This window comes from Endozoicomonas sp. ALC020, assembly GCF_049275935.1.
In the GTDB taxonomy this organism is placed as follows: Bacteria; Pseudomonadota; Gammaproteobacteria; order Pseudomonadales; family Endozoicomonadaceae; genus Endozoicomonas_A.
Map to the genome: position 1 here is coordinate 6,273,780 of NZ_CP184830.1, position 25,889 is coordinate 6,299,668.

General features: G+C 43.3%; 18 protein-coding genes and 1 pseudogene. 8 read left to right on the forward strand and 11 right to left on the reverse strand.

Annotated elements, in window-relative coordinates:
• Nucleotides 1-13: 13 nt before the first annotated feature.
• A pseudogene (locus ACOJUO_RS23365) lies at nucleotides 14-733 on the forward strand (IS91 family transposase); the annotation flags it as partial.
• Nucleotides 734-988: 255 nt separating this feature from the next.
• Here ACOJUO_RS23365 and ACOJUO_RS23370 read toward each other — a convergent pair.
• From ACOJUO_RS23370 to ACOJUO_RS23385, 4 genes are all read right to left on the reverse strand, one after another.
• Entirely contained in the window at nucleotides 989-1,951 is a 963-nt protein-coding gene (locus ACOJUO_RS23370) for a hypothetical protein (protein WP_422138334.1), read from the reverse strand.
• 105 nt (nucleotides 1,952-2,056) lie between these two features.
• A complete protein-coding gene (locus ACOJUO_RS23375) occupies nucleotides 2,057-3,655 on the reverse strand; it encodes a DUF4435 domain-containing protein (RefSeq protein ID WP_422138335.1) in 1,599 nt (532 codons plus the stop codon).
• Between the two features lie 587 nt (nucleotides 3,656-4,242).
• Nucleotides 4,243-4,743 carry a DUF523 domain-containing protein gene (locus tag ACOJUO_RS23380; RefSeq protein ID WP_422138336.1) on the reverse strand — a complete coding sequence of 167 codons (501 nt, stop codon included), beginning with the start codon at nucleotides 4,741-4,743 and terminating at the stop codon, nucleotides 4,243-4,245.
• Nucleotides 4,744-4,941: 198 nt separating this feature from the next.
• Complete coding sequence (locus tag ACOJUO_RS23385; RefSeq protein ID WP_422138337.1) at nucleotides 4,942-5,283, reverse strand: hypothetical protein; 342 nt, start codon at nucleotides 5,281-5,283, stop codon at nucleotides 4,942-4,944.
• Between the two features lie 135 nt (nucleotides 5,284-5,418).
• On the opposite strand from ACOJUO_RS23385, the gene ACOJUO_RS23390 reads away from it, so the two are divergent.
• On the forward strand, nucleotides 5,419-5,640 hold the full coding sequence (locus tag ACOJUO_RS23390; protein WP_422138338.1) for a hypothetical protein: 222 nt from the start codon (nucleotides 5,419-5,421) through the stop codon (nucleotides 5,638-5,640).
• A gap of 81 nt (nucleotides 5,641-5,721) precedes the next feature.
• On the opposite strand, the gene ACOJUO_RS23395 is transcribed toward ACOJUO_RS23390, so the two are convergent.
• Nucleotides 5,722-6,252, reverse strand: coding sequence for a hypothetical protein (locus tag ACOJUO_RS23395; RefSeq protein ID WP_422138339.1), 531 nt, complete (start codon nucleotides 6,250-6,252; stop codon nucleotides 5,722-5,724).
• Between the two features lie 1,384 nt (nucleotides 6,253-7,636).
• Nucleotides 7,637-7,762, reverse strand: a complete 126-nt coding sequence (locus ACOJUO_RS23400) for a hypothetical protein (protein WP_317142120.1) — start codon at nucleotides 7,760-7,762, stop codon at nucleotides 7,637-7,639.
• Nucleotides 7,763-7,955: 193 nt separating this feature from the next.
• Between ACOJUO_RS23400 and ltrA the strand changes: the two genes are divergently transcribed.
• Nucleotides 7,956-9,218, forward strand: coding sequence for a group II intron reverse transcriptase/maturase (ltrA, locus tag ACOJUO_RS23405; RefSeq protein WP_422138340.1), 1,263 nt, complete (start codon nucleotides 7,956-7,958; stop codon nucleotides 9,216-9,218).
• Between the two features lie 92 nt (nucleotides 9,219-9,310).
• Here the strand turns inward: ltrA and ACOJUO_RS23410 are convergent, their stop codons facing one another.
• Together ACOJUO_RS23410 and ACOJUO_RS23415 are read right to left on the reverse strand one after the other, a co-directional pair.
• Nucleotides 9,311-10,003 (reverse strand): hypothetical protein, encoded by a 693-nt coding sequence (locus ACOJUO_RS23410; protein WP_422138341.1) that lies wholly within the window; start codon nucleotides 10,001-10,003, stop codon nucleotides 9,311-9,313.
• 114 nt (nucleotides 10,004-10,117) lie between these two features.
• Nucleotides 10,118-10,834 (reverse strand): GNAT family N-acetyltransferase, encoded by a 717-nt coding sequence (locus tag ACOJUO_RS23415; protein ID WP_422138342.1) that lies wholly within the window; start codon nucleotides 10,832-10,834, stop codon nucleotides 10,118-10,120.
• Nucleotides 10,835-11,582: 748 nt separating this feature from the next.
• On the opposite strand from ACOJUO_RS23415, the gene ACOJUO_RS23420 reads away from it, so the two are divergent.
• The 5 genes from ACOJUO_RS23420 (at nucleotide 11,583) to ACOJUO_RS23440 (ending at nucleotide 15,250) form a co-directional block, all read left to right on the forward strand.
• A complete protein-coding gene (locus tag ACOJUO_RS23420; RefSeq protein ID WP_422138343.1) occupies nucleotides 11,583-11,801 on the forward strand; it encodes a hypothetical protein in 219 nt (72 codons plus the stop codon).
• Between the two features lie 707 nt (nucleotides 11,802-12,508).
• The gene (locus ACOJUO_RS23425) at nucleotides 12,509-13,249 is read left to right on the forward strand and encodes a phage integrase N-terminal SAM-like domain-containing protein (RefSeq protein ID WP_422138344.1); all 741 of its coding nucleotides are present in this window, start codon (nucleotides 12,509-12,511) and stop codon (nucleotides 13,247-13,249) included.
• 210 nt (nucleotides 13,250-13,459) lie between these two features.
• Complete coding sequence (locus ACOJUO_RS23430) at nucleotides 13,460-13,978, forward strand: DUF2878 domain-containing protein (protein WP_422138345.1); 519 nt, start codon at nucleotides 13,460-13,462, stop codon at nucleotides 13,976-13,978.
• Nucleotides 13,972-14,721, forward strand: a complete 750-nt coding sequence (locus ACOJUO_RS23435) for a hypothetical protein (protein ID WP_422138346.1) — start codon at nucleotides 13,972-13,974, stop codon at nucleotides 14,719-14,721. The genes ACOJUO_RS23430 and ACOJUO_RS23435 overlap by 7 nt, the downstream gene beginning before the upstream one ends.
• A complete protein-coding gene (locus ACOJUO_RS23440; RefSeq protein WP_422138347.1) occupies nucleotides 14,708-15,250 on the forward strand; it encodes a DUF3833 domain-containing protein in 543 nt (180 codons plus the stop codon). Before ACOJUO_RS23435 ends, ACOJUO_RS23440 begins: the two co-directional genes overlap by 14 nt.
• A 149-nt stretch (nucleotides 15,251-15,399) precedes the next feature.
• On the opposite strand, the gene ACOJUO_RS23445 is transcribed toward ACOJUO_RS23440, so the two are convergent.
• The 3 genes from ACOJUO_RS23445 to ACOJUO_RS23455 form a co-directional block, all read right to left on the reverse strand.
• The gene (locus ACOJUO_RS23445; protein ID WP_422138348.1) at nucleotides 15,400-18,747 is read right to left on the reverse strand and encodes a hypothetical protein; all 3,348 of its coding nucleotides are present in this window, start codon (nucleotides 18,745-18,747) and stop codon (nucleotides 15,400-15,402) included.
• Nucleotides 18,748-18,942: 195 nt separating this feature from the next.
• Entirely contained in the window at nucleotides 18,943-22,293 is a 3,351-nt protein-coding gene (locus ACOJUO_RS23450; RefSeq protein ID WP_422138349.1) for a hypothetical protein, read from the reverse strand.
• 226 nt (nucleotides 22,294-22,519) lie between these two features.
• Nucleotides 22,520-25,876, reverse strand: coding sequence for a hypothetical protein (locus ACOJUO_RS23455; RefSeq protein ID WP_422138350.1), 3,357 nt, complete (start codon nucleotides 25,874-25,876; stop codon nucleotides 22,520-22,522).
• Nucleotides 25,877-25,889: the final 13 nt, after the last annotated feature.

The window sequence follows — 25,889 nt, forward strand, 5'->3', positions numbered from 1 at the left end:
GATTTTTCCCTAAGTCTATGACCTGTTGTTCAGGGAAGCAGCTGAAACCCTGAAAAGCTTTGGCTACAACCACAAAAGTCTGGACGGGCAGCTCGGAATGACCGGCGTATTACATACCCACAGTCGTCGACTTGATTACCACCCTCATGTGCACTTTGTAGTTCCAGGTGGTGGTATTAATACTCGCCGTCGTGAATGGCGAAAGCTCAAGGGTAAATACCTGTTCAACAGTAACAACCTGGCCAGAGTCTTCCGGGGACGATTGTTGAAAGCTCTGAATGAAGCGGGTTTACTGACACCAACGCTTAAAAAATCGCTGCCCGAACTCTGGGTGGTGAATTGTCAGCACGTCGGAAAAGGCGAACCTGCTTTGAAATACTTGTCCAGATATCTCTACCGGGGCGTTATCGCTGACCGGCAGATTACAGGTCATGATGACGGACAAGTGACTTTCATCTACCGGAACAGCAAAACCGGTGCAAAAGAGCAGCGAACCATAAAAGGAGAAGACTTTCTCTGGCTGGTTTTACAGCATGTTCTGCCCAAAGGGTTGAGACGAGTCCGTGACTACGGATTCCTGCACTGTCGGGCTAAACGCAGACTTAACCTGATTCAGCTGATCTTGCAAGTCATGCTGAAACCTCTGGAACCCATCATCCGACCAAAACACGCCTGCAGAACCTGTGGCTGCGATATGAAAGTCATAGCATTCCGGTTCACAGGTTTAACCTGACCGATAAAAAAGGGCTTAAATTCACTCAACAGGGGAGAGCCAGCACAATCTGAATACATAATTTTACGACAATGCTCAATTAATAGCTGGGGCAGGGACGCGCTCAGCTTAACAAAAGTCAAAACCAACCTGCATCAGCTATAAAGGCTGCCAGAGAAAAAGCTATTTCCCATAAACGATTCCGAGTGGCTGTCAAATCCGGGCTTATTCAACAACCGGATAAGATTGCGGCTGCGCGCAATCTATCCTTATTCGTTAGGCGCTTTCTTCGGGTTCGAGACTTAGCTCATGCTGACTATCTTGCATTTTTCTTGCGTATCTGTACTGCCTGCCTTGGGTCGTTTCCTTGCTGACACCTTTTTCAATCTTTTCTAAGACTGTATCTACTGCGTGACCTGTGACTGTTACCTCACCAGCTTCATCCAGCTTTCTTCTTATTTTGAGAACACAAACTATGGTGGAGCCATGCTGAAAACTAACAGATTTGTTGAGTACAGCTTCTTTAAATTCTTTATCCTGCATGGAAAAGCTAATAGGCTCATCTTTGTAAAGCCCTTTCCAATGAGCGTTACTTTCTTTCAGGACTGGGGCAATAATTTCAACCGATGCATTTTCGTCAGTATGTGTTGGTAAATTATTACTTGCTAGAATGAATCTCTTGAACTTACTTTTCGGAATTATTTCCTCACAACCTACGTTCAAACCATCATAATCGAGGGAGCTAACTCCAAGATTTGAAACTTTATCATAATGTGATAGTTTCTTATAAAAGTTTGATTTTCTAGCAATTACCTTATAGCTTTTATTTGTAATATTTGCTGCTGCTTCAACTGCATTGCCAGATAATTCATTCTCTTTTATTTCTTGTTTTAGCTTCTCAATTTGGAGCTTTTTCTCTTGAACTGAAAGCTGCAAAAGTTCTTTTTGTAGTTTTTCTGTTTCAGAATCGATTTTTGGAACCTGTGACAAAATCAAGGCCACAACAGAAACAACCAATGCAATTTGTGCGTTATTAGCTCCCATGAATTTCCATATGTCCCGAAGACCACCTTCTTTATGAGCTTCTGATTCAACTCTTATTTTTATTTCAAGTGTTTCAGCGACTTCTTTTATTACCGCAAGAATCTCTGTCTCGCATTTATTACGAACAAAAGCATCCATTGAATGCGATTCATCATTGAAATAATAATGAAGTTCCAGTTTTCTTGCTAATTCCATATTTTCCTTTTAAGTTTGCGATATTGTATTTGCGCCTAACGCCACCAGCAGGGGCCGAAAAACCAGAGCGAAGCGGCGGTTTTTTGGTCCCTCTGGCTGGCTTTGTTATATCTCTGGCACATACTTTCTTAGACCATCGAGTACTGCATCTCTTTTCTCAGAGTTGAGCATTCGCAATACTAATTTTTCATAGCCATTTTTACCAAGTTCGAAGGCTGAACAGATACTGGAAAGTAGCCCTTTATTATTAAAGTACTTAAGTATTTCATCAAGATCATTTGACTTTGATAGCCCATCATATAACTCTGAATTTTCTCTATACATCCCATCCACATCGATGGCATTAAGCGTATCTGTTACCTTTGACTTGATTGCCTCAAGCCCAACAGATTTGTTATCAATTCTGCTGAGCCTATTTTCTAGCGCCCTGCATGTTCGTAACGAAACTTGACGGTCAACGTCTTTGGACAGCATATCCTTGGCGATACTCAGGGATTTATTGACTACTTCATTGGGCTCTAGGTGTTGATTCTCAGCAACAATCCTTAATGTTGACTCATTTAGCAAAATATTTTCAATCTCGGCGACGTCAATTGCATAAACCCCAATACTCAAAAGACCTTCAATTTCTTGGTCCGTTCTGTAGTCCCGGTCGATTATTCCAAATACATTCACGTGGTGGAACGATTTATTTAGTTTCATTGCCTTAACTGAGTCTATTACTCTTTGGCACCCGCTCCGCGGGACGATGTTGTAATTTCGGTAGATCGATTGGTATATTGAATGATCTTTTCCTCCCTTTTCACCCTCCACGAAAACAATTGTTCGCCTGTTCCCCATAAGCTCAAGCAAAAGGCTCTCAGGAAAACCCTCGACATCTGGAACAAAGTCCCATTTCCAAGTGTTTGAGCCGTCGTATTCTTTTACCCAAATGTTTGTAGAGCTAACTCTGGTGGATGCAAACCCCAAGTCGTGGGTGATATAAACGAAGAGACAGTCTGGCTTGGCTTCTTCAAGCTTGTTCCAAAGAGACTGCATTATTGATGTGTGTAGATGTATTTCTGGCTCATCCACGATAAAGATTGAACCCGCGGGGGCAACCAAGCACTGCCCCATTAAGTAGAGTGCCACGCGCTCTCCATCACTCATTTCCTTTCCGTGATATTCAGTTCCGTGCGCTTTATCAATTACTTTAACCTTGCCATCTGCAAGTACTATTTCTCTATGAGGAAGAATTTCTTCCCAAAGCTTTAAGAGTACATCTATGGGAGAATCTTCAACGGGAATATACTTCTGTAATCTCCTAGTCACTTCAGAGTGCTTGCGATCTCTTTCTGCGGTAGTGGCAAATAGAGTGGATAGCACTTTCCCGTAGTCCTGCTGCATAAAAGTTTCAGGTCTATTGCCCCATTTATGCCCCCATTTATAACGCTGACTCGCATATTTAGGATCTTCGTTACCCCAGAGAAGATCGTTTAATGATTGCTCCAATGATTTGACGGTGGCGTATTCGGGAACATCTAGAGCTCGTTGAGCAGATATGCGATGGACAACGACATCTTCGTCGATATTCTTTTCTATCCAAGCACCTAGCCGACTTTTACCAGAGCCATTTGCGCCTACTATCACTGCAGAGCCATTATGCTCAATTTCAACTTTGGCACCTGTGCCATCTTGGTTTGGTAAAAACAGTTTAGGTAACAACTTATGATTCCTTGTAAATAATTTCTCGGTACTTGATTTAGATATAACGCCATGCTGTGGGGCGCCGCACAGCGGCGTCCCAGCCCCTTTAGGGGCGACACCAGCAACTTGTTAGCATGGCAGCCCACCCGCAAGGGCAAATGGTGAATGATGCAGAGGATTAGCAGCTTTCTTGCTGAACTGATTGAAGCGCACAATCTCTGATATTTAAAAGCTTCCAGGCGATCAAGAAGCTGATGCAACTTTGAACTGGCATAGGGCCACTGAGCAAAAAGTACCGTTAAACTGAAAACCAACGCTGACATGCCCAACGATACACCGCAGATTTTTCAGCGACAGACTTCACACCAGCAGACATGAACTGCTGAGAACTACTGAAAAGTTAGTGTAACAGTGTCTTTTTGCTGGGAGGTTCTAACTCGAAACCCACCATAGACAGTGAACCCAAAAACTCTTTTTGAAAACTGGTCTTTTCACAACCAGAAACTCTCTATTATTGCTGCCTGCTAACGAATAAGGATAGATTGCGCGCAGCCGCAGGCGCATCGGGTGGAGCCCTTTAGGGCGAAACTTACTCTACCCACTTGTTAGCTGCGTGTAGCTTGGATTTTGCTCAGGAATTCAGCTGCTTCTGTGAAATTATGCTGACTAAAAACCTGAATGCCATTTTCCATCAGTAATGCAGACGTGACACCAAACCCAGCTATTTTAGTATTTGAAAAATCACCGTTGTAAATCTTGCTGCTACCGCAAGACGGACTAGATTCAGTTAATACTGCAACTTTTATATTGTTCTCTTGACACAATTTCAACGCTATTTTAGCCCCAGAAATAAACGCTTGCGAAACATCTTCTCCAGTATTTTCAATGACTATGGCATCGTGCTTTAACACACTCTCGCCATTTCCATTTTTGATTTCTGCCGGAGCTCTTGGAATAGGAAGTCCTGCTGAAACTTCTGGACAAACAGAAACAATTCGACCTTCTTGAAGCCATTTTTTTAAAACATCATTACTGCATGGTAAATCTCGTCCATTGTAACGAACTCTATTCCCAAGCAGACAAGAGCTTACCAAAACTTTTTCCATGCGTTATTTCTCGATGATAAAGTAGCAGCTAACGCCAACTTCAGCCGCGTGCCGAAGGCACGTCGGGTGGAGGGGCGAAGCCCCGGAACGAACTGGAAGCTTTTGTTATGCTGCGCTGTTTGTTTAAGGCAATAATGATGTAGCTCTACTCAACGACTTATTTTGTCTATTAGCACTTATCTTCTTTCGGACTGCTGACTAGCTACAAGCCTTACTATTCAATGCTTGAAATAGTTTTTTCTTATTGGTTGCTGAAATTTCACAGAAATATAGACCACATGGTAAAAAACCAAGATAAACTGGAATTATGCGAAGCTTTTCTAAACCATTTACATACGGTTTAAATAGCATTTTTAATTTTAATGATCCAGATTTTATAACCAACTCTTTTTCATTTTTTTTGATTACTTTGATTTTTGACAAAGGCGAATCTAAATAGAAATTAATTTGCTGACCTAAGACCGGTGAAATTTTGTAATACATTTCTCCATCTTCTTTATATAGACGTGAGTTTAATGATCCTAATGGTATTTCAGTCATTGTTCATTCTGTTTTTTTGTGAACGACTCTCAGCTATGTATAGCGGCATAACCGCAAAGCTGACGGGCGCACAGTATGTGCGTCCCGACAAGCGTGTTGTTATACGGTGATTGGCACAATGCAGAGAGCAAAAAAATGAAAGACTATTTTATCCAGTTTGATTTCTGGGATGACGCAAAAACATTCAATAAGTTTTACTACGGGGTTGTTAACTGTGATTTATCAAATGAACATTTGCGGGACGTATGCCGCCAAATCATAAAGAATAATGTTAATATGGCAACCCTTGGTGCAGACATTGATGAAATTGTTATCAAGGTAAATGCGCTAAACAACATTAGCACAAAAGCTGATTAAGCCGTATAACGCCGGTGTGAGCCGCGCGCCGCAGGCGCGTCGGGTGGAGCCCTTTAGGGCGGAACGTCCTCCACCCACTTGTTAGCTGCTTTGGTGGATCGCCTTATCAATGTCACTTGTACATTCGAATAAAGTGCTTCTTTTAAGCATATATGCTAGCGCTTGTTGATAATTATGATGTCTTACTTCACTAAAGGATTCAGCTGGGAGTTTTTTTAATGTGAGCTTCATTTTATTAGGAAGGGTAACAGTCATAATTTCTCCATTAACTTTGAATTCCAAACTTTTATCAAAATACTTCTTGAACGGTATCATAGGTATTGCAGTAAGCCTATTTTTACTTATTTTAAAGCAAGAACCAATAACATAATAAAGTCCGTTGTTGAAATTGACTGTAGTGAAATAATCTTCTGAGAAATACATTACTGATCTTTTGTATATATATTGTATTCCTTTTTGATCTTTCGAAAGTTTCCCGAGAGGCTCAGCTTCTATAACTTTCCAAGCTTGTGGAGCAGGGAAGAAATAATCACCTTCCTTTTTTCCTTTAATTTGCAGGTTACTACAAGCACTTAATAAAAAACTTGTGAGTAATATAATTAAAAATTTCATTTTACATCCTTTTTATTGTTAAAGTTAATGTTATAGATGATCTAAAATTAATCACTTAAATAGATTTTGTAGTGTTTTTATAGTCTTTTTTTTCGATAAAAGAATAATATTGCACGGGGTTGGCAGCTAACGCCATGCTGTGGGGCGCCGCACAGCGGCGTCCCAGCCCCTTTAGGGGCGACACCAGCAACTTGTTAGCATGGCAGCCCACCCGCAAGGGCAAATGGTGAATGATGCAGAGGATTAGCAGCTTTCTTGCTGAACTGATTGAAGCGCACAATCTCTGATATTTAAAAGCTTCCAGGCGATAAAGAAGCTGATGCAACTTTGAACTGGCATAGGGCCACTGAGCAAAAAGTACCGATAAACTGAAAACCAACGCTGACATGCCCAACGATACACCGCAGATTTTTCAGCGACAGACTTCACACCAGCAGACATGAACTGCTGAGAACTACTGAAAAGTTAGTGTAACAGTGTCTTTTTGCTGGGAGGTTCTAACTCGAAACCCACCATAGACAGTGAACCCAAAAACTCTTTTTGAAAACTGGTCTTTTCACAACCAGAAACTCTCTATTATTGCTGCTTAAGCTAACGCCATGCTGTGGGGCGCCGCACAGCGGCGTCCCAGCCCCTTTAGGGGCGACACCAGCAACTTGTTAGCATGGCAGCCCACCCGCAAGGGCAAATGGTGTATGATGCAGAGGATTAGCAGCTTTCTTGCTGAACTGATTGAAGCGCACAATCTCTGATATTTAAAAGCTTCCAGGCGATAAAGAAGCTGATGCAACTTTGAACTGGCATAGGGCCACTGAGCAAAAAGTACCGATAAACTGAAAACCAACGCTGACATGCCCAACGATACACCACAGATTTTTCAGCGACAGACTTCACACCAGCAGACATGAACTGCTGAGAACTACTGAAAAGTTAGTGTAACAGTGTCTTTTTGCTGGGAGGTTCTAACTCGAAACCCACCATAGACAGTGTACCCAAAAACTCTTTTTGAAAACTGGTCTTTTCACAACCAGAAACTCTCTATTATTGCTGCCTGCTAACGCTTAAATCAGGTGCGCCGTAGGCGTCACCTGGATTTTCTTGTGTACGCCCGACATGGGCATGAACTTATGGAGTGAAAGTCCCCTATGGGTAAACCAGCATCGGATCTTGCGCCCAATAAGCCAACCGATGATAACCATTAGCCGACGGCAAGTGCAATTCCGCGAGGAATTGTGCGGAGGAAGCCTGAGCGCAAAAGTGCGAGCCGACGGACAGAAACTGCATACAAGGCCGAGTCTTGTGGGCGAGTGAGCACAAGATCACAAAGCCCTCTGGTTTGAGAGATACGGTAAATGCAGCGGTTGTGTACTGACAGTCCATGCTCTTATTCGGGGAGGTCTGCCCAACCGGCGACCGTGAATAATATCCAGTTTGACCACTGGTTCAACAGGTCTGGCATTCTGGCTTCATCAACCGGAATGAGCGAACTCGATGAAACACGGTAGCGCATTCAGGAGTAATCCTGTCTGTGTTTTGGGTAGAAGTCAGCAGACGTCATAGTAGCTGTTCGACAGAAGTCATTAACTGACCGGAAGTCGTCAGCGAAGGACTGAACACCGAAGACAAAGAGGAGACTGATTCCCTCGGAGCAGTGCAGCCGAACGGCGAAACACTGTATCTGGCGACAGAATCTTTAACCAGCTTTGAACCACAATCTACTAAGTTATGCACTGGAACCTGCCAACTTACTGAAGGCATGGAAACAGGTCAGAAGCAACAAGGGCGCTCCCGGCATTGATGGAGTCACCATTGAGGCCTACCCTGACTTTGCTAAACAGCATTGGCCTTCAGTGCGCCAAGCCTTACTGGATGGAACATATAAACCGTCTCCGGTGCTTCGGGCTGTCATTGAGAAACCCGATGGAGGAGAAAGGTTGCTTGGAATTCCTACCGTTCAGGATAGGGTCATACAACAGGCCATAGTGCAGGTGTTAACCCCTATCTTTGATCCCGGATTTTCAAACAGCAGCTTTGGTTACAGACCGGGAAGATCTGCACAAGATGCCGTGCAACAGGTTAAACGCTATATCAAACAGGGGCTGCATCAGGCGGTTGACGTTGATCTGAGTCGGTTCTTTGATACCGTCAGCCATGATGTACTCATGTCGAGAGTCGCTCGTAAGATTAACGACAAGCGCCTGCTAAAACTGATTGGTTGCTACCTCCGTGCTGGCGTCATGATTGATGGGCAATGCTACCCGACACGGGTGGGTATGCCACAAGGCGGTCCACTTTCACCGCTGCTGTCGAATGTACTTCTTGATGACCTGGACAAGGAACTGGAATACCGGGGTCACGGTTTCGCAAGATACTGCGATGACTTCGTGATATTGGTTCACAGCCAACGGGCAGGGGAAAGGGTGATGGAAAGTATCACCCGATACCTTGAGCGTCGACTGAAACTGACAATCAACCCGACCAAAAGCAAGGTGGTGAAATCCACTGAGGTCGAGTTCCTGAGTTTTACCTTCACAGGGAAGAGAATCCGCTGGTCACAGAAAAGCCTGCTTCGCTTTAAGCGGACAATCATCAAACTCACCAGCCGCAGCTGGGGAGTCTCGATGGGCTACCGCCTGCGAAAGCTTGCCGAATATATCCGGGGCTGGATGGGTTATTTCAGAATAACCGAATATTACCGACCTATACCGCTGCTGGATCAATGGATACGTCGGCGCATCCGTTGCTGTTTTATTAAGCAGTGGCGCAAGCCGAAAACCCGTTATCGAAATTTAGTCAAGTTAGGCGTTGACCATATCAAGGCCGCTTCGATTGCAGCCAGCAGCAAAGGGTATTACCGGTTAAGCAAAACCTTTGCAACACAGCAGGCACTCAACGACAGTTATCTTGCAAATATTGGGCTTGTTTCCCTGAAAGAGTTATGGATCAGGTTTCACTATCCTCGGTGAACCGCCCGGTGCGGACCCGCATGCCGGGTGCTGTGGGGAGGGCTGGAGAAAGACCAGTCCTTACCCGATTTATCAGTATCTTTGCTCTGAAGCTAAGAGACCTTACACCTATAACTCGGCTTTGAGACAAAGGAATTCGGGAAAAAAGATTTTTCTTTTTTCTCTGGAATATCATTTTCAAATGAGACTTGCTCACCATATTTATTAATAATTTGACAGGCAAAAAATATCTGTTCATTCTTCTTGTATTTATAGTAAGAAGAAAAATACAAATTAGGCTCGCCCTTCACTCTTGCTACGAATGGAACAACTTTTGTTCTTGATTCTGGATTAATACTTGCATTGTTTTTTGTAAGCAAATCATCTAGTGTTTTTAAAATCAAAAAATAATCTATATCATATAGTGTTTTTTCTGATGATTTCGTTTTTATTTTAAATGTAGAACAAGGCTCTGATGGTCTATTCGGGTCATTAAATATAGGCTTAATTTGATCCCTAAATTCAATAATATCACCAGCTGAGTTTAATTTTAAACACAAGAAATAATTTTTGTTTCTACCAGCATCATCATATTTCATAAAGAATGAAGTTACAAAATCAAGATTATTGCTAGAGAACTCTGCATCTAAAGCATACAAGTTATAGGCTCTATTACCCTCTTTAATATTTTCATCAATTACTCCTAAAGCAGCTAAATAAACATCATAGAAATTGAATCTATAAATTTCACTTGCATTCAAGCTTGAAGTTAAAAGCATTATTATTATGAATTTTATGATACGCATGATTGATACTGATAACGCCTGCTTCAGCCGCCGCCGAAGGCGGTCGGGTGGAGGGGCGTAGCCCCGGAACGAACTGGAAGCATTTGTTAGCTGTGCGATTTGCACGATTATTGCTTAAGAAAATTCAAGCTGTTTGGTCATGTAATAGACATCTATATTTTCGCAGTAATCATCAAGAATCATTTGTGTTTTGTAACCATGTTTTCTATAAAATGGCTCTGCCTGAAAGCTTGCTGTATGGAGCATAGAAGAATGACAACCTTCACTCATTGCATGAGTTTCTAGGTTTAAAAGCAGCTTTGAACCTATACCATTTCCTTTTTGAGATTCAGATACCCACAGGTATTCAACTAAAAGCCATTTACCTCTGATACGACCTACAATACCAGCTACTTTCTCGCCATTTAACCCATTGCAATAACAAACAATACTTTCATCTTTAACGCCTTCAAGAAATGGACGGTTATAGCTTTTTAATCTTTCTCTAATATCAGAAATATCTTCTTCGTTTGGCTTTTTGTTCAGAATTATTTGCATCAGATAATATGTAAAGTTTTGATTAAGTACAGCTAACGCCATGCTGTGGGGCGCCGCACAGCGGCGTCCCAGCCCCTTTAGGGGCGACACCAGCAACTTGTTAGCATGGCAGCCCACCCGCAAGGGCAAATGGTGAATGATGCAGAGGATTAGCAGCTTTCTTGCTGAACTGATTGAAGCGCACAATCTCTGATATTTAAAAGCTTCCAGGCGATAAAGAAGCTGATGCAACTTTGAACTGGCATAGGGCCACTGAGCAAAAAGTACCGATAAACTGAAAACCAACGCTGACATGCCCAACGATACACCGCAGATTTTTCAGCGACAGACTTCACACCAGCAGACATGAACTGCTGAGAACTACTGAAAAGTTAGTGTAACAGTGTCTTTTTGCTGGGAGGTTCTAACTCGAAACCCACCATAGACAGTGAACCCAAAAACTCTTTTTGAAAACTGGTCTTTTCACAACCAGAAACTCTCTATTATTGCTGCCTGCTAACGCCATGCTGTGGGGCGCCGCACAGCGGCGTCCCAGCCCCTTTAGGGGCGACACCAGCAACTTGTTAGCATGGCAGCCCACCCGCAAGGGCAAATGGTGAATGATGCAGAGGTTTAGCAGCTTTCTTGCTGAACTGATTGAAGCGCACAATCTCTGATATTTAAAAGCTTCCAGGCGATAAAGAAGCTGATGCAACTTTGAACTGGCATAGGGCCACTGAGCAAAAAGTACCGATAAACTGAAAACCAACGCTGACATGCCCAACGATACACCGCAGATTTTTCAGCGACAGACTTCACACCAGCAGACATGAACTGCTGAGAACTACTGAAAAGTTAGTGTAACAGTGTCTTTTTGCTGGGAGGTTCTAACTCGAAACCCACCATAGACAGTGAACCCAAAAACTCTTTTTGAAAACTGGTCTTTTCACAACCAGAAACTCTCTATTATTGCTGCCTGCTAACCGCAGAGCTGACGGGCGCACAGTATGGGCGTCCCTGTTGAGCGGGTTGTTATGCGCCGGTATGCAGAGGACTAACAGAAATGAGAACAGAATTATACCGCTGCGGATGGTGTGGTCAGCCAACAAACAAAGATGGCGAACCATTAACAATGAGTCAAATCGTTTTAACGAAAGACACTAAATGGGATGCAGCAAAATTAGTCAATGGCGTGTGTTGTAAAAACAATCCCATTGCTATTGGCCATGCTGCAATTCAAGAAGAAATGCTGAAAGATGCCGGATTAGATGAAGGCGCATAACGCCATGCTGTGGGGCGCCGCACAGCGGCGTCCCAGCCCCTTTAGGGGCGACACCAGCAACTTGTTAGCATGGCAGCCCACCCGCAAGGGCAAATGGTGAATGATGCAGAGGTTTAGCAGCTTTCTTGCTGAACTGATTGAAGCGCACAATCTCTGATATTTAAAAGCTTCCAGGCGATAAAGAAGCTGATGCAACTTTGAACTGGCATAGGGCCACTGAGCAAAAAGTACCGATAAACTGAAAACCAACGCTGACATGCCCAACGATACACCGCAGATTTTTCAGCGACAGACTTCACACCAGCAGACATGAACTGCTGAGAACTACTGAAAAGTTAGTGTAACAGTGTCTTTTTGCTGGGAGGTTCTAACTCGAAACCCACCATAGACAGTGAACCCAAAAACTCTTTTTGAAAACTGGTCTTTTCACGACCAGAAACTCTCTATTATTGCTGCCTGCTAACAGCTATTAGATCTCAAGCAAGTGATATTAGATATTACACTCACACGCGGCATATCCCCCTAAATCAAGAAATATCAACTCGCTTGAGATATATCCCGACTTTCCAACCTGTCATAAAGTCATTAATTATCAACAGACTATAAGCCATTTTACCTACCGCCCCAGATAGACCGCAAGTGAGTTATTTGCATTTTTGGTATTTTCTTCAATAATACTGTACAAATAAACAGCTTTTGAGTTTACCATGCCATCTCCTTTTATGACTGATGTACGCAACACCCTCAGAGTGAAGCGCTATAGCTATAAAACTGAACAGTCCTATTGTTATTGGATCAAGTACTTCATTCGTTATCAACACATGAAGCATCCTCAGTATTTAGGGCCTGATCATGTCAGACAATTTTTGACTTATCTTGCCGTTCAGCGTCGGGTTGCGACTTCAACACAAAACCAGGCATTGAATGCTCTGAACTTTTTATACAAACAAGTTTTAGGTAGACCTTTGGGGGATGTCAGCAATCTGGTCAAAGCCAAAAAGGCCACAAAGATTCCTGTGGTGTTTGAACGACATGAAGTGAATGCAATTTTCACAGTGATCAGCCCTACACACAAGTTACCGGTTCAACTGATGTATGGTTCCGGGTTGCGGCTAATGGAGTGCCTTCGCCTGCGTATTAAGGACATTGATTTCAACCGTATGGCCATTATTGTTCGCAGTGGTAAAGGCAATAAGGACCGGGTAACCATCTTGCCAGACCAGCTTATTCCTGAGCTAAAAGCTCGCATAAGCGAGAACGGTTCAGGAGCTTCTTGGACACAAAGACCTGAAGACAACCCAGATCTACACTCATGTGCTAAACCGTGGTGGCCACGCAGTAAAGAGTCCTTTGTGCAAAATATAACAGGCACGCTACCGCACGGGGACCTCCCCGAGACAGCTGAAGAGCACTTATCCCTTTGGCTCAATAGCTTCCTGCCTGAGTGAATACATTCTATTGAGCGACATTGTGCCAGTATTCTCTATTGAAGGGTAGGTAGCAGTGCCTATTTATGGCTGTCTTATATTTTTCGTGATCCATTCACCACGCCTATACGTAGAAAAAGGCATAACAATAGATTGGCTGGCGGGCACGACAAGGAGTTAAGTTATATGGGTTACCGGAGCGGCGATTGATGCAGGCAGGGTCAATATATTATGGCTAAAGTAAGCAAGCGTTTATTAGTCCTTAACGCCGTGTTGTTTCAGCTGGTTTGGTTTATTGCTGTACAAGGTAACAATCTGTATGCACTATTGGCATTACTCTTCTTGCTTGTTGTGCACTTCACGCTAATGAAACCGGACGCACAGGAGTTACGACTGATCTTAGCCGTGCCAGTCGTTGGTATCGTTGCTGACACTTTAATTATGAATGCAGGATGGATTGAGTATCAGAGTACTGATCATTTTCTTATTCCTATCTGGCTATGCGTTTTGTGGGTTGCGTTCGCGACTACTCTTAAACATTCGATGAGTTGGGTATTTAAGACCTTCTGGTTACCTCCGTTGGTGGGCTTGCTGGTTGTGCCATTCAGTTATTGGGCAGGCATTAAATTATCAGGGTCTCAGCTTTTGATCCCCATGGAAAGGCTACTGCTGCTGGAAGGCCTGGTCTGGGCTGTTTTATTGACTCTGATTGGCCATACAACAAGAAAACAGGAACAATCCTTATGCTAGCGTCTTTAACCCCAAAATCGATCATTATATTCAGCCCGGTTCTACTACTCTCTCCGTTCGCTCAAGCAGATCATCCGGCAGTTATCGGGTATGCATATCATTCGGGAACACAACAACTGGCATACACTGAAGAGCACACATTCCCGGACTTCCTGTCTCATCATGTTGTTTATAAAGAGACTGACGGAAGTATTTTCGCCAGCAAAACCATCGACTACAGCGATAGCTATATTGCGCCTGATATCATCCAGACAAATCAGCGTAATGGAGAACTGATCAAAACCGAGTTCGTGGACGATGCAATCAAAGTTTCTTACAGAACAAGCTTCGGTGCAGACACTCAACAATCAGACATTGCCTTTTCCCCTGACCTGGTGATCGATGCCGGCTTCGATCACTACATTCGTTTAAACTGGGACGCCCTCATAGCAGAAAAAGAAACAGTGATTCAATACCTGATACCAAGCCACCAACGAAAAATCGATCTCCGCATAAAAACAGTTGAATGCAAGAAAGACCTGAAAAAGACTCATATTTGCTTCAATATTGCCGCAGACAGCTGGTTATATCGCATGCTCTCGTCGTCACTTACACTCAGCTATGACAAGCAAAGCCAAAAGCTGATGATTTTCTCTGGCCGCTCTAATATCAGCGATAAGAACGGTGATTATCAAGACGTCACTATTCGCTATCAATTCCATACACCTATTAAAAACCAAGAGATTAGTTATGTTGCGAATTAGCACTCTGCTGATGGTTCTGTTTTTATTTGGCTGCAGCTCCGTCGATATCAGCCAATATCAAGATAACCAACCCACTCTCTCATTACCGGAGTTTTTCAATGGTCCTCTGACAGCCCACGGGATTCTGAAGAATCGAAGCGGCGAGGTAATACGCTACTTTAACGCCACCATGACAGGGAGCTGGGACGAAGAGGGGATTGGCACTCTGGATGAGGATTTTATTTTTGACGACGGTGAAAAACAAAAACGTATCTGGACATTCACACCGGATGGCAAGGGCAGCTACCTGGCCAGTGCAGGAGACGTTAAAGAAGCCGTGCCTGTGAAAACATCTGGCAATGCCTTATTTATGGCGTATGTACTGAACATCTTCTACAAGGGTGAACCTCTCGAAGTGTCGATAGACGACAAAATGTACCTGGTCAGCGATAAAGTCATCATCAATGAATCCATCATGACCAAGTTTGGTGTCGACTTGGGCTATATTACTCTGACGATCATCAAAGACGGGAATGATACCGGCAGCTGAAGATAGTTTCCGTTTGGGCATTCGATCCATGCAGTAGTTTCATCTGCTTTAATATCTATTCGCGAAAGATATTCAAAGCTGGTGTGGGGCTTCTGTACTGATAGGAGCACTCAGTAATGCACTAATGAGTTTATCCTGAAAGATTGAACTCACAGAGAACTCAGGGCTCCTTTGGCCAGTAGCTTTACAATCACTGCATTCAGCGTAACCAATGGATTGACACCAAAAGAAATGCCAAGGTTTGGCTGATTATCCCTTGTAGCGAAGCCAACGCCGGGGACCAGCTCACGAGATTCCATTATGTGGAAATCAAAGATATTGGTCGTTTCTGGACAGTCTGGGTAGGTTGATTTCGGTATAACGTTCTGTTTTATATCGTTAACGAATCTGGCGTCATGACCACACCAGTAGATAAGCTCTCTAACAGCCTGTGACAGCAACCCATTCTCATCCATGGCCTGCCCTATGGACTCTTCTGTGAATTGGGGAAACGCCTTGTGAAACAGAGTAGCCAGAATTGCCTTTATTTTATGCTCATGATTGAGTGTGGACTCCCTATTGCCAGAGTCGAACTGTTGTTGAAAACAGAGAGCATATTGCAATACCAGCCCCTGGGCATTTTTTGCCAGTTCAGAAAAGGCCACCTTGGCCCGATCCTCTGATTTTTCAAAATCAAGAAATTTCTGACACCTGGTGGAGAAAAAATAATCTTCACCCAGCTCATGCATACTTTTCGTATCACCAGAATCCCGCATGCCTACGGGACCGACGTTGGGATGTTCTGACGCTTTTTTCCACTGAAGCATCCTACCCTCGCTAGAGGCGTCGACATAAGAGGAAAGAACATAGTGCTTTCGGTTCGTCACTGAATCATGGTCAGCCGCCATTACCTCTGGGGCATATAATCCGCAACTGAATAACACACCGCAATCATGGGCATACTTATAGAGTCCCTCGAAAATCTGATCCGCCTTTGTTACTGGATCAAGCACATAAGGGTATAAATGATAAGGCGCATCTTTGGTTGATTTCAGGTGCAGACAATAACCTGTCTTGTCATCAATGTAGCGACACTTTTCCTCCAGTTTTGCCTTTATGGTGGGAGAAATTAATGTCGCCAGATCAGTCTGCACATTTTCCCAGCGATATCTGCCGACCACTTCAGGAATTGAGCTTTTCAAGCCATGCTGGCTAGCTATGGTTGCCATCAGGCTGATTTTATTACCCTCTTTTGCCAGTTCTTCCGGCTTTTCCGTATCACTGAGAAATTTCAAATAATCCCAGCCGCCATCCGTTCGCTGAATGACCAGCGTTCGCCCGCACACCTCGATAGATTGACCCATCAATGATGCTGTCGGGGGAGGGTCTGACCACTGCTGCGAATTGTCCAGTTTTTGCCAATCATTATCAAACTGATTTTCCTGTGGCTGATAATCTTTATCCAGTGATAACAACAACTGCCAAATGTTAGGACTTCCCATAGTATTGAGGGGATGAACAGATCTGCAAAACAGGGTTTCCCGCTGTTTTTCGCAATCAGGATGGTTTAACCAGTTATTTAGCACGTAAATTCGATGGCCTGGAGGGGCAAGCCGTAGAAATAGTTCAATGATATTAAAATGTAAGTAAGTGACGCCGGTGTACGCTACAAATCGATTATATGCAGATGAACTTGGTGGTCTTGCCGAAGCCTCATTGCCTGGGTCCGGCCACAGGTCCGGACGGTAACTTTTCAGCCTGGTTGTAAACTTTGCATCACACTCACGGAAGTACGAATCCGATCGAATCCATGACAGGCCATCCATCAAAAGCCAATCCATGAATTTCCTGAAATCATTGGCATGGTTGAGGCCACTGCAGCATTTGACCTGGCTAATCAGGGTGTTCCATCTATCACTATAATGATCATCTTTCTGTAAAAGACCTACACTGTTTACCGAAACGGTATCATTCATTAGGGTAAAAATTTTTGCCGCCCACAGGCTTACATATTTCAGATCCAAATATTTCCCATGATCCGCACATAATCCATTTTCCGATCCATAACTCCCCTTATGGCAAATGGGTATTTGTTCCATGACAAGATGGATAAATGGCAGCTCATACTTCTCTGAATTCAGCTCTTCCTCGTGCATCTGCATTCCGGATTCATTGGGCAAGGTCCATAAAAACGGAGCTACTCGATTTACCGTATTGACAAACAATCGTTCATTGGTCAAACCAGCTTCTTTGGCCATAAGAAAAGGAGATTTATTAAGATTAACCGATGCGTCTTTGAACGCCTGTATAGAGACGGTAACACCCATTTCAGTCAATAATTCGGAGCATTGGTGAAGTCCTCCCAATACAGCAATCATTGCAATCAGCTTCTGTTCTTCCTGACAAAATGAAACAATAAGTTTGCGGGCTTCTTTTTGCGATTGTTGTGCAATAGCTTCAAGAACAAATACCATTATCATGCTTTTTTTGTATCTGTGAATCTGTCTCCTATTAGAAATTCGGTGGAATCGAAATTGATGCTCATTCAGGTCTCTAACCATCATTCTGGTATTGCATCCACGGCGGAGGTACTTAAAGAAAATCATTAACCTGGCCAATGAAACCTTTGGTATTGATTGTGCAATTACTTCCTGAAATAACATACCATCAATGGATCGGGAATTTAGAATCTCCTCGGAAAGAAGGTCAAAGCGAGAGTCCGGATCAGCAAAAGCACCCTTGACAAACAACAGGTCCGGGCAATGATCTTCGCAGTTATCGACCAGCTTTATCATCGTATCAAAAGGGAGGTATACGGTAGTTTCACGGTCAAAATCAAGACTGCTGGATAGAGGATTGATGGGGAACCCTTGCTCAATAATATAGCTAAGTACTTTCAGATTGTTTTTTTCGACCCCGGCCCAAATAGCAATATCCCGTGCTATTGTTTGAACATCAACCGCTATTTTTTTCCTTGATTCGATACCGCTTGTAATTTCCGATTTATTCCTGTTAACGATGTAAGTATCATTATCAAAATATTCTTTAACCTCTCTTTTCAGCTCATTAACTTTATCCATTAGACTGATATTGACATGTAATTTATCAAATTGTTGGAAAAGCTTCTCAAATTCTTCTTTTACACATTCTTCTTTATCATGTTCTGAAGTCAGTAATTCCAGCAACTTTTTTTGCTCTAGCTGACCATGTACAGAGCTGGGGGCTCCTTTCTGGTTGCCTTCGGCCCCAACTTCTATATCGATGTTTTTCGAACTGTGAAGTGTGGAATGACTGACACTGTAGTCGGCAAGATCAGGTGAGTTGTCAATGCGTTGAAATTGGGGCCCAGATACTCCGGTGTTGCCAGATACAACATTGGCAGGATTGAAGTATATCTCTTTGCCTTCAGTGGGTCTTACTGTCAGCGATTTATAGTTCCCTATTCCTTCACTATCACTGACCTCGGAAATTAGGCCAGATCCGGTCATGGTATTGGTATTTTTTTCTGTTACATCCATATTTGCGCAACCTTATCAAAATGTCCTTTCTACTTTTGACAATGAGAACGAAAAAAAATTCCAATTCCCGGGCCACAACCGACAATTGCGATATAACCCCTGTTCCCTCTTTCAAGAAAAACATTCAAAACTGGTATGGGGCTACTGATAGCAGCACTCATTAATCCGGTGGTAAGTTTATCCTGAAAGATTAACTCACAGAGAGGTCAGAGCTCCCCTGACCAGTAGCTTTACAATCACTGCATTCAGCGTAACCAATGGATTGACACCAAAAGAAATGCCAAGGTTTGGCTGGTTATCCCGCGTAACAAAACCAACACCGGGAACCAGCTCACGAGGTTCAAATATGAAGAAATCAAAGATATTGGTCGTTTCAGGACAGTCTGGGTAGGTCAACTTCGGTATAACATTATGTTTAATGTCGTTAACAAATCTGCCGTCATAACCGCACCAGTAGATAACCTCTCTGACAGCCTGTGACAGCAGCCCATCTTCATCCATTGCCTGAGCCGCACACTCTTCTGTGAATCGGGGAAACGCCTTGTGAAACAGAGTAACAAGAATCGCCTTTATTTTATGCTCATGATTAAGTGTGGACTCCCTATTGCCAGAGTCGAACTGATTTTGAAAACAGAGGGCATATTGCAATACCAGCCCCTGAACATTTTTTGCCAGTTCTGAAAAGGCCACCTTGGCCCGATCCTCTGACTTTTCAAAATCAAGAAATTTCTGACATCTGCTGGAAAAAAAATAATCTTCACCCAGCTCATGCATACTTTTCGTATCACCGGAATCCCGCATACCCACTGGACCCACATTGGGATGTTCTGACGCTTTTTTCCACTGAAGCATCCTCCCCTCGCTGGAGGCATCGACATAAGAGGAAAGAACATGGTGCTTCCGGTTCGTCACTGAATCATGGTCAGCCGCCATTACCTCTGGGGTATATAATCCGCAACTGAATAAAACACCGCAATCATGGGCATACTTATAGAGTCCTTCGAAAATCTGATCCGCCTTTGTTACTGGATCAAGCAAATAAGGGTATAAATGATAAGGCGCATCTTTGGTTGATTTCAGATGAAGACAATAACCTGTCTTGTCATCAATGTAGCGACACTTTTCCTCCAGTTTTGCCTTTATGGTGGGAGACATTAATGTCGTCAGGTCAGTCTGCACATTTTCCCAGCGATATCTGCCGACCACTTCAGGAATTGAGCTTTTCAAGCCATGCTGGCTGGCTATGGTTGCCATCAGGCTGATTTTATTACCCTCTTTTGCCAGTTCTTCCGGTTTTTCTGTATCGCTGAGAAATTTCAGATAATCCCAGCCACCATCCGTTCGCTGAATGACCAGCGTTCGCCCGCACACCTCGATAGATTGACCTATCAATGATGCTGTCGGGGGAGGGTCTGACCACTGCTGCGGATTGTCCAGTTTTTGCCAATCATTATCATACTGATTTTCCTGTGGCTGATAATCTTTATCCAGTGATAACAGTAACTGCCAAATGTTAGGACTTCCCACAACATTGAGGGGGTAAGCAGTTCTGCAAAACAAGGCTTCCCGCTGTTTTGCACAATCAGGATTGTTTAACCAGTTATTTAGCACATGGATTCGATGGCCTGGAGGAGCAAGCCGCAGAAATGATTCAATGATGTCAAAATGTAAGTTAGTGACGCCAGTGGTGTACGTTACAAGTTGAGTATATGCATATGATCTTGGTGGTGTTGCCGAAGCCTCATTGCCCGGGTCCGGCCACAGGTCTGGACGGTAACTTTTCAGCCTGGTTGTAAACTTTGCCTCAGCCTCACGGTAGCGCGATTCCGATCGAACCCATGACAGGCCATCCAGCAAAAGCCAGTCCATGAATTTCCTGAAATCATCAGGATGGGTGAGGCCATTGCAGCATTTGACCTGGCTGATAAGGGTGTTCCATGTCTGACTATACTGGACATCTTCCTGTAAAAGACCTGCACTGTTTGCCAAAATAGTATCATTAATTCCCTTAAAAATTTTTGCTGCCCACAAGCTTACATCTCTCAGATCCAAAGATTTCCCATGATACGCCCATAACCCATTTTCCGATCCATAACTCCCCTTATGGCAAATGGACATTTGTTCCATGACAAGATGGATAAATGGCAGCTCATCCTTCTCTGAATACAGGTGTTCCTCGTGCATCTGCATTCCGAATTGGTCGGGCAAGGTCCATAAAAACGGAGCTATTCGATTGACTGTATTGACAAACAAGCGCTCATTGGTCAAACCAGCCTCTTTGGCCATAAGAAAAGGAGATTTATTAAGATTAACCGATACGTCTTTAAACGCCTGCCTGGAGACGGTAACACCCATTTCAGTCAATAACTCGGAGCATTGGTAAAGTCCTCCTAAAACAGCAATCATTGCAATCGGCTTCTGTTCTTCCTGAGAAAATGAAACAATAAGTTTGCGGGCTTCTTTTTGTGATCGTTGTGCAATAGCTTCAATAACAAACACCATTATTATGTTTTTTTTGTATCTGTGAATCTCTCTTCTAGTAGTAAATCGGTGGTATCGAAATTGATGTTCATTCAAGTCTCTGATTATGTTTCTGCTATTGCATCCACGACGGAGGTAATTAAAGAAAATCATTAATCTGGCCAATGAAACCTTTGGTATTGATTGTGCAATTACTTCCTGAAATAACATACCATCAATGGATCGGGAATTTAGAATCTCCTCTGAAAGAAGGTCAAAGCGAGAGTCCGGATCAGCAAAAGCACCCTTGACAAATAACAGGTCCGGGCAATGATCTTCGCAGTTATCGACCAGCTTTCTCATCGTATCAAAAGGGAGGTATACGGTAGTTTCAAGGTTAAAATCAAGACAGCTGGATAGAGGATTGATGGGGAACCCTTGCTCAATAATATAGGTAAGTACTTTCAGATTGTTTTTTTCGACCCCGGCCCATGTAGCAATATCCCGTGCTATTGTTTGAACATCAACTGCTATTTTTTTCCTTGATTCAATACCGCTTGTAATTTCAAATTTATACCTGCCAACGATGTAAGTATCATTATCAAAGTATTCTTTAACCTCTCTTTTCAGCTCATTAACTTTATCCATTAGACTGATATTGACATGTAATTTATCAAATTGTTGGAAAAGTTTCTCAAATTCGTCTTTTACACATTCTTCTTTATCATGTTCTGAAGTCAGTAATTCCAGCAACTTTGCTTGCTCTAGCTGACCATGACCAGAGCTGGGGGCTACTTTCTGGTTGCCTTCGGCCCCAACTTCTATATCGATGTTTTTCGGACTGTAAACTGTGGAATGACTGACACTGTAGTCGGTAAGATCAGGTGAGTTGTCAATGCGTTGAAATCGGGGCCCAGATACTCCGGTGTTGCCAGATACAACATTGGCAGGATTGAAGCGTCTCTCTTTGCCTTCAGTGGATCTTACTGTCAGCGATTTATAATTCCCTATTCCTTCACTATCACTGGCTTCGGAAATTAGGCCAGCTCCAGTCATGGTATTGGTATTTTTGCCTGTTACATCCATATATGCGCACCCTTATCAAAATGTCCTTTGTACCTTTTGACAATGAGAACGAAAAAAAATTCCAATTCCCGGGCCACAACCGACAATTGCGGTATAACCCCGGTTTCCTCTGTGAAATAGCCTTATCCGCTTCACTCTCTGTTCAAGAAAAGCTTCAAAGCTGGTATGGGGCTACGATATCAGCACTCATTAATCCAGTGGTGAGTTTATCCTGAAAAGATTAAACTCACAGAGAGGTCAGAGCGCCCCTGGCCAGTAGCTTTACAATCACTGCATTCAGCGTAACTAATGGATTGACACCAAAAGAAACGCCAAGGTTTGGCTGGTTATCCCGTGTAACAAAACCAACACCGGGGACCAGCTCACGAGGTTCCAATGTACAATAATCAAAGATATTGGTCGTTTCTGGACAGTCTGGGTAGGTCGATTTCGGTATAACGTTATGTTTGATATCGTTAACGAATCTGGCGTCATGACTACACCAGTAGACAATCTCTCTAACAGCCTGGGACAGCAACCCATCTTCGTCCATGGCCTGAACCGTGCACTCTTCTGTGAATCGGGGAAACGCCTTGTGAAACAGGGTAGCCAGCATTACCTTTATTTTATGCTCATGATTGAGTGTGGACTCTCTATTGCCAGAGTCGAACTGTTTTTGAAAACAGAGAGCATATTGCAATACCAGCCCCTGGGCATTTTTTGCCAGTTCAGAAAAGGCCACCTTGGCCCGATCCTCTGATTTTTCAAAATCAAGAAATTTCTGACACCTGCTGGAGAAAAAATAATCTTCACCCAGCTCATGCATACTTTTCGTATCACCGGAGTCCCGCATGCCTACGGGACCCACGTTGGGATGTTCTGAGGCTTTTTTCCACTGGAGCATCCTCCCCTCGCTAGAGGCATTCACATAAGACGAAAGCACATGGTGCTTTCGGTTCGTCACAGAATCATGATCTGCCGCTGTTACCGCAGGAGCATATAATCCGCAACTGAATAAAACGCCGCAATCGTGTGCATACTTATAGAGTCCCTCGAAAATCTGATCCGCCTTTGTTACTGGATCAAGAACATAAGGGTATAAATGATAAGGCGCATCTTTGGTTGATTTCAGATGTAGACAATAACCTGACTTGTCATCAATGTAGCGACACTTTTCCTCCAGTTTGGTCTTTATGGTGGGAGGTATTAATGTCGTCAGACCAGTCTGCACATTTTCCCAGCGATATCTGCCGACCACATCGGGAATTGAACTTTTCAAGCCATGCTGGCTGGCTATGGTTGCCATCAGGCTGATTTTATTACCCTCTTTTGCCAGTTCTTCAGGCTTTTCCGTATCACTGAGAAATTTCAGATAATCCCAGTCACCGTCCGTTCGCTGAATGACGAGCGTACGCCCATACACCTCGATAGACTTGCCTATTAACGATGTTATCGGAGGGGGCGCTGTCCATTGCTGTGGATTGTCCAGTTTTTGCCAATCATGTTCAAACTGATTTCCCTGTGGCTGATAATCTTTATCCAGTGATAACAACAACTGCCAAATGTTAGGACTTCCCATAGTATTGAGGGGATGAACAGATCTGCAAAACAGGGTTTCCCGCTGCTTTGCGCAATCAGGATTGTTTAACCAGTTATTTAGAACATAAATTCGATGGCCTGGAGGGGCAAGCCGTAGAAATGATTCAATGAAGTTAAAATGTAAGTTAGTGACACGATTGCTATATGTTTCAAGTTGATCACATAATGCCGGTGATGTTGTCGAATCCTCATTACCCGGGTCCGGCCACAAGTCCGGTCGGTAACTTTTCAGTCTGGTTGTAAAGGGTGCCTCTTTCTCACGGTATTTCGATTCCCCCCGTACCCATGACAAACCATCCATCAAAAGCCAGTCCATGAATTTCTTGAAATCATCGGAACGGGCCAGACCATTGCAGCATTTAACCTGGCTGATTAAGATGTTCCATGTCTCACTATAGCGGGCATCTTCCTGTAAAAGACCTGCACTGTTTGTCAAAGTAGCATCACTCATTCCCTTAAAAATTTTTGCTGCCCACAGGCTTACATCTCCCGGAACCAATGCTGCTCCATGCTTCGGCGCTAAACCATTTTTCGATTCATAACTCCCCTCCTGACAAATCGACAATTGATCCATGACAAGATGAATAAACGACAGTGATTTTTTATCTAAAAGCCAGTGTTCCTGGTGCAGATATAGCCCGAATTTATTGGGCAAGGACCATAAAAACGGAGCTATTCGATTCACTGTATTGGCAAACAGTCGTTCATTCGTCAGACCCGCCTCTTTAGCCATAAGAAAAGGAGAATTTTCAAGATTAACCGAGGCTTTTTTAAACGCCTGCCTGGAGACGGTAATACCCATTTCAGTCAATAGTTCGGAGCATTGGTGCAGTCCTCCCAAAAGTGCAATCATTGCAATCATCTGCTGCTCATCCTGATAAAATGATCCAATAAGATTACAGACTTCTTCCTTTGCTTCTTTTTGTGATTGTTGAGCCATGGCTTCAAGAACAAATACCATTATTATGCTTTTACTGTATCTTTCCATCCTGTGACAATTGGTAATGCGGTGATTTTCGAAACTATGCCTATTAAGGTCTTTAATCATGCCTCTGGCATTACATTTACGACGAAGGTAGTTAAAAAAAATCATTAACCTTCTAAATGAAACCGTTGGTATTGATTGTGCGATTGCCTGCTGAAATAATTCATCTTTAATGTATCTGGAAGTTAAAATCTCCTCGGAAAGAACGTCAAAGCGAGGATCAGCATCAGCAAAAATACCCTTGACAAATAACAGATCTGGAAAGTCTGGCTTGCAGTTATCTACCAGCTTTCTCATCGTGTCAAAAGGGAGGTATACAGTAGACTCAGGATCAAGATCAATACAGCCAGCTTTTTTTTCGATAGGAACCCCTTGTTCAATAATATAGGTGAGCACTTTCAGATTGTCTTTTTCGACCCCCGACCAAATAGCGATATCCCGTACTATTTTTTTAATTTTATCCGCTATTTTTTTTCTTGATTGAGCATCATTTATAGTTTCAAATTCTTTCCCTATGTAGCTGCAAGTACCCGTATCAATATATTCCTTAATCTCTTTTTTCAGCTCATTGACTTCATCCATTAAACTGATACCGACATGTAATTTATCAAATTGTTGGACAAGTTTCTCTAATTCTTCTTTTACACATTGTTCGTTAACATTTTCTGAAGTAAGTAATTCCAGCAACTTTTTTTGCTTTACCTGACCATGGCCAGAACCGGGTGCTACTTTGTGGTTGTCTTCTGCCCCACCTTCTATACCGATGGTTTTCGGGCTGCAAGGCTTGGGATGACTGATATTACAGTCGGTAAGATTAAACGAGCTGTCAATGCGTTGAAATCCGGTTCCAGATACTCCGGTGTTGCCAGATACAACATTGCCAGGATTGAAGAGTCTCTCGTTGCCTTCAGTGGATCTTACTGAGAGCGATTTATAATTCCCTATTCCTTCACTATCAATGGCTTTGGAAATTAGGCCAGATCCGGTCATGGTATTGGTATTTTTGCCTGTTACATCCATATATGCGCACCCT

What these genes read in the sequence shown, in the direction of transcription:
- ACOJUO_RS23395 (WP_422138339.1), bottom strand. Translation starts at nt 6,252, where the DNA reads ATGAAATTTTTAATTATATTACTCACAAGTTTTTTATTAAGTGCTTGT.
- ACOJUO_RS23380 (WP_422138336.1), bottom strand. Translation starts at nt 4,743, where the DNA reads ATGGAAAAAGTTTTGGTAAGCTCTTGTCTGCTTGGGAATAGAGTTCGT.
- ACOJUO_RS23425 (WP_422138344.1), top strand. Translation starts at nt 12,509, where the DNA reads ATGCCATCTCCTTTTATGACTGATGTACGCAACACCCTCAGAGTGAAG.
- ACOJUO_RS23450 (WP_422138349.1), bottom strand. Translation starts at nt 22,293, where the DNA reads ATGGATGTAACAGGCAAAAATACCAATACCATGACTGGAGCTGGCCTA.
- ACOJUO_RS23445 (WP_422138348.1), bottom strand. Translation starts at nt 18,747, where the DNA reads ATGGATGTAACAGAAAAAAATACCAATACCATGACCGGATCTGGCCTA.
- ACOJUO_RS23385 (WP_422138337.1), bottom strand. Translation starts at nt 5,283, where the DNA reads ATGACTGAAATACCATTAGGATCATTAAACTCACGTCTATATAAAGAA.
- ACOJUO_RS23455 (WP_422138350.1), bottom strand. Translation starts at nt 25,876, where the DNA reads ATGGATGTAACAGGCAAAAATACCAATACCATGACCGGATCTGGCCTA.
- ACOJUO_RS23420 (WP_422138343.1), top strand. Translation starts at nt 11,583, where the DNA reads ATGAGAACAGAATTATACCGCTGCGGATGGTGTGGTCAGCCAACAAAC.
- ACOJUO_RS23435 (WP_422138346.1), top strand. Translation starts at nt 13,972, where the DNA reads ATGCTAGCGTCTTTAACCCCAAAATCGATCATTATATTCAGCCCGGTT.
- ACOJUO_RS23400 (WP_317142120.1), bottom strand. Translation starts at nt 7,762, where the DNA reads ATGCGCTACCGTGTTTCATCGAGTTCGCTCATTCCGGTTGATGAAGCC.
- ACOJUO_RS23390 (WP_422138338.1), top strand. Translation starts at nt 5,419, where the DNA reads ATGAAAGACTATTTTATCCAGTTTGATTTCTGGGATGACGCAAAAACA.
- ACOJUO_RS23440 (WP_422138347.1), top strand. Translation starts at nt 14,708, where the DNA reads ATGTTGCGAATTAGCACTCTGCTGATGGTTCTGTTTTTATTTGGCTGC.
- ACOJUO_RS23370 (WP_422138334.1), bottom strand. Translation starts at nt 1,951, where the DNA reads ATGGAATTAGCAAGAAAACTGGAACTTCATTATTATTTCAATGATGAA.
- ACOJUO_RS23410 (WP_422138341.1), bottom strand. Translation starts at nt 10,003, where the DNA reads ATGCGTATCATAAAATTCATAATAATAATGCTTTTAACTTCAAGCTTG.
- ACOJUO_RS23430 (WP_422138345.1), top strand. Translation starts at nt 13,460, where the DNA reads ATGGCTAAAGTAAGCAAGCGTTTATTAGTCCTTAACGCCGTGTTGTTT.
- ACOJUO_RS23415 (WP_422138342.1), bottom strand. Translation starts at nt 10,834, where the DNA reads ATGTCAGCGTTGGTTTTCAGTTTATCGGTACTTTTTGCTCAGTGGCCC.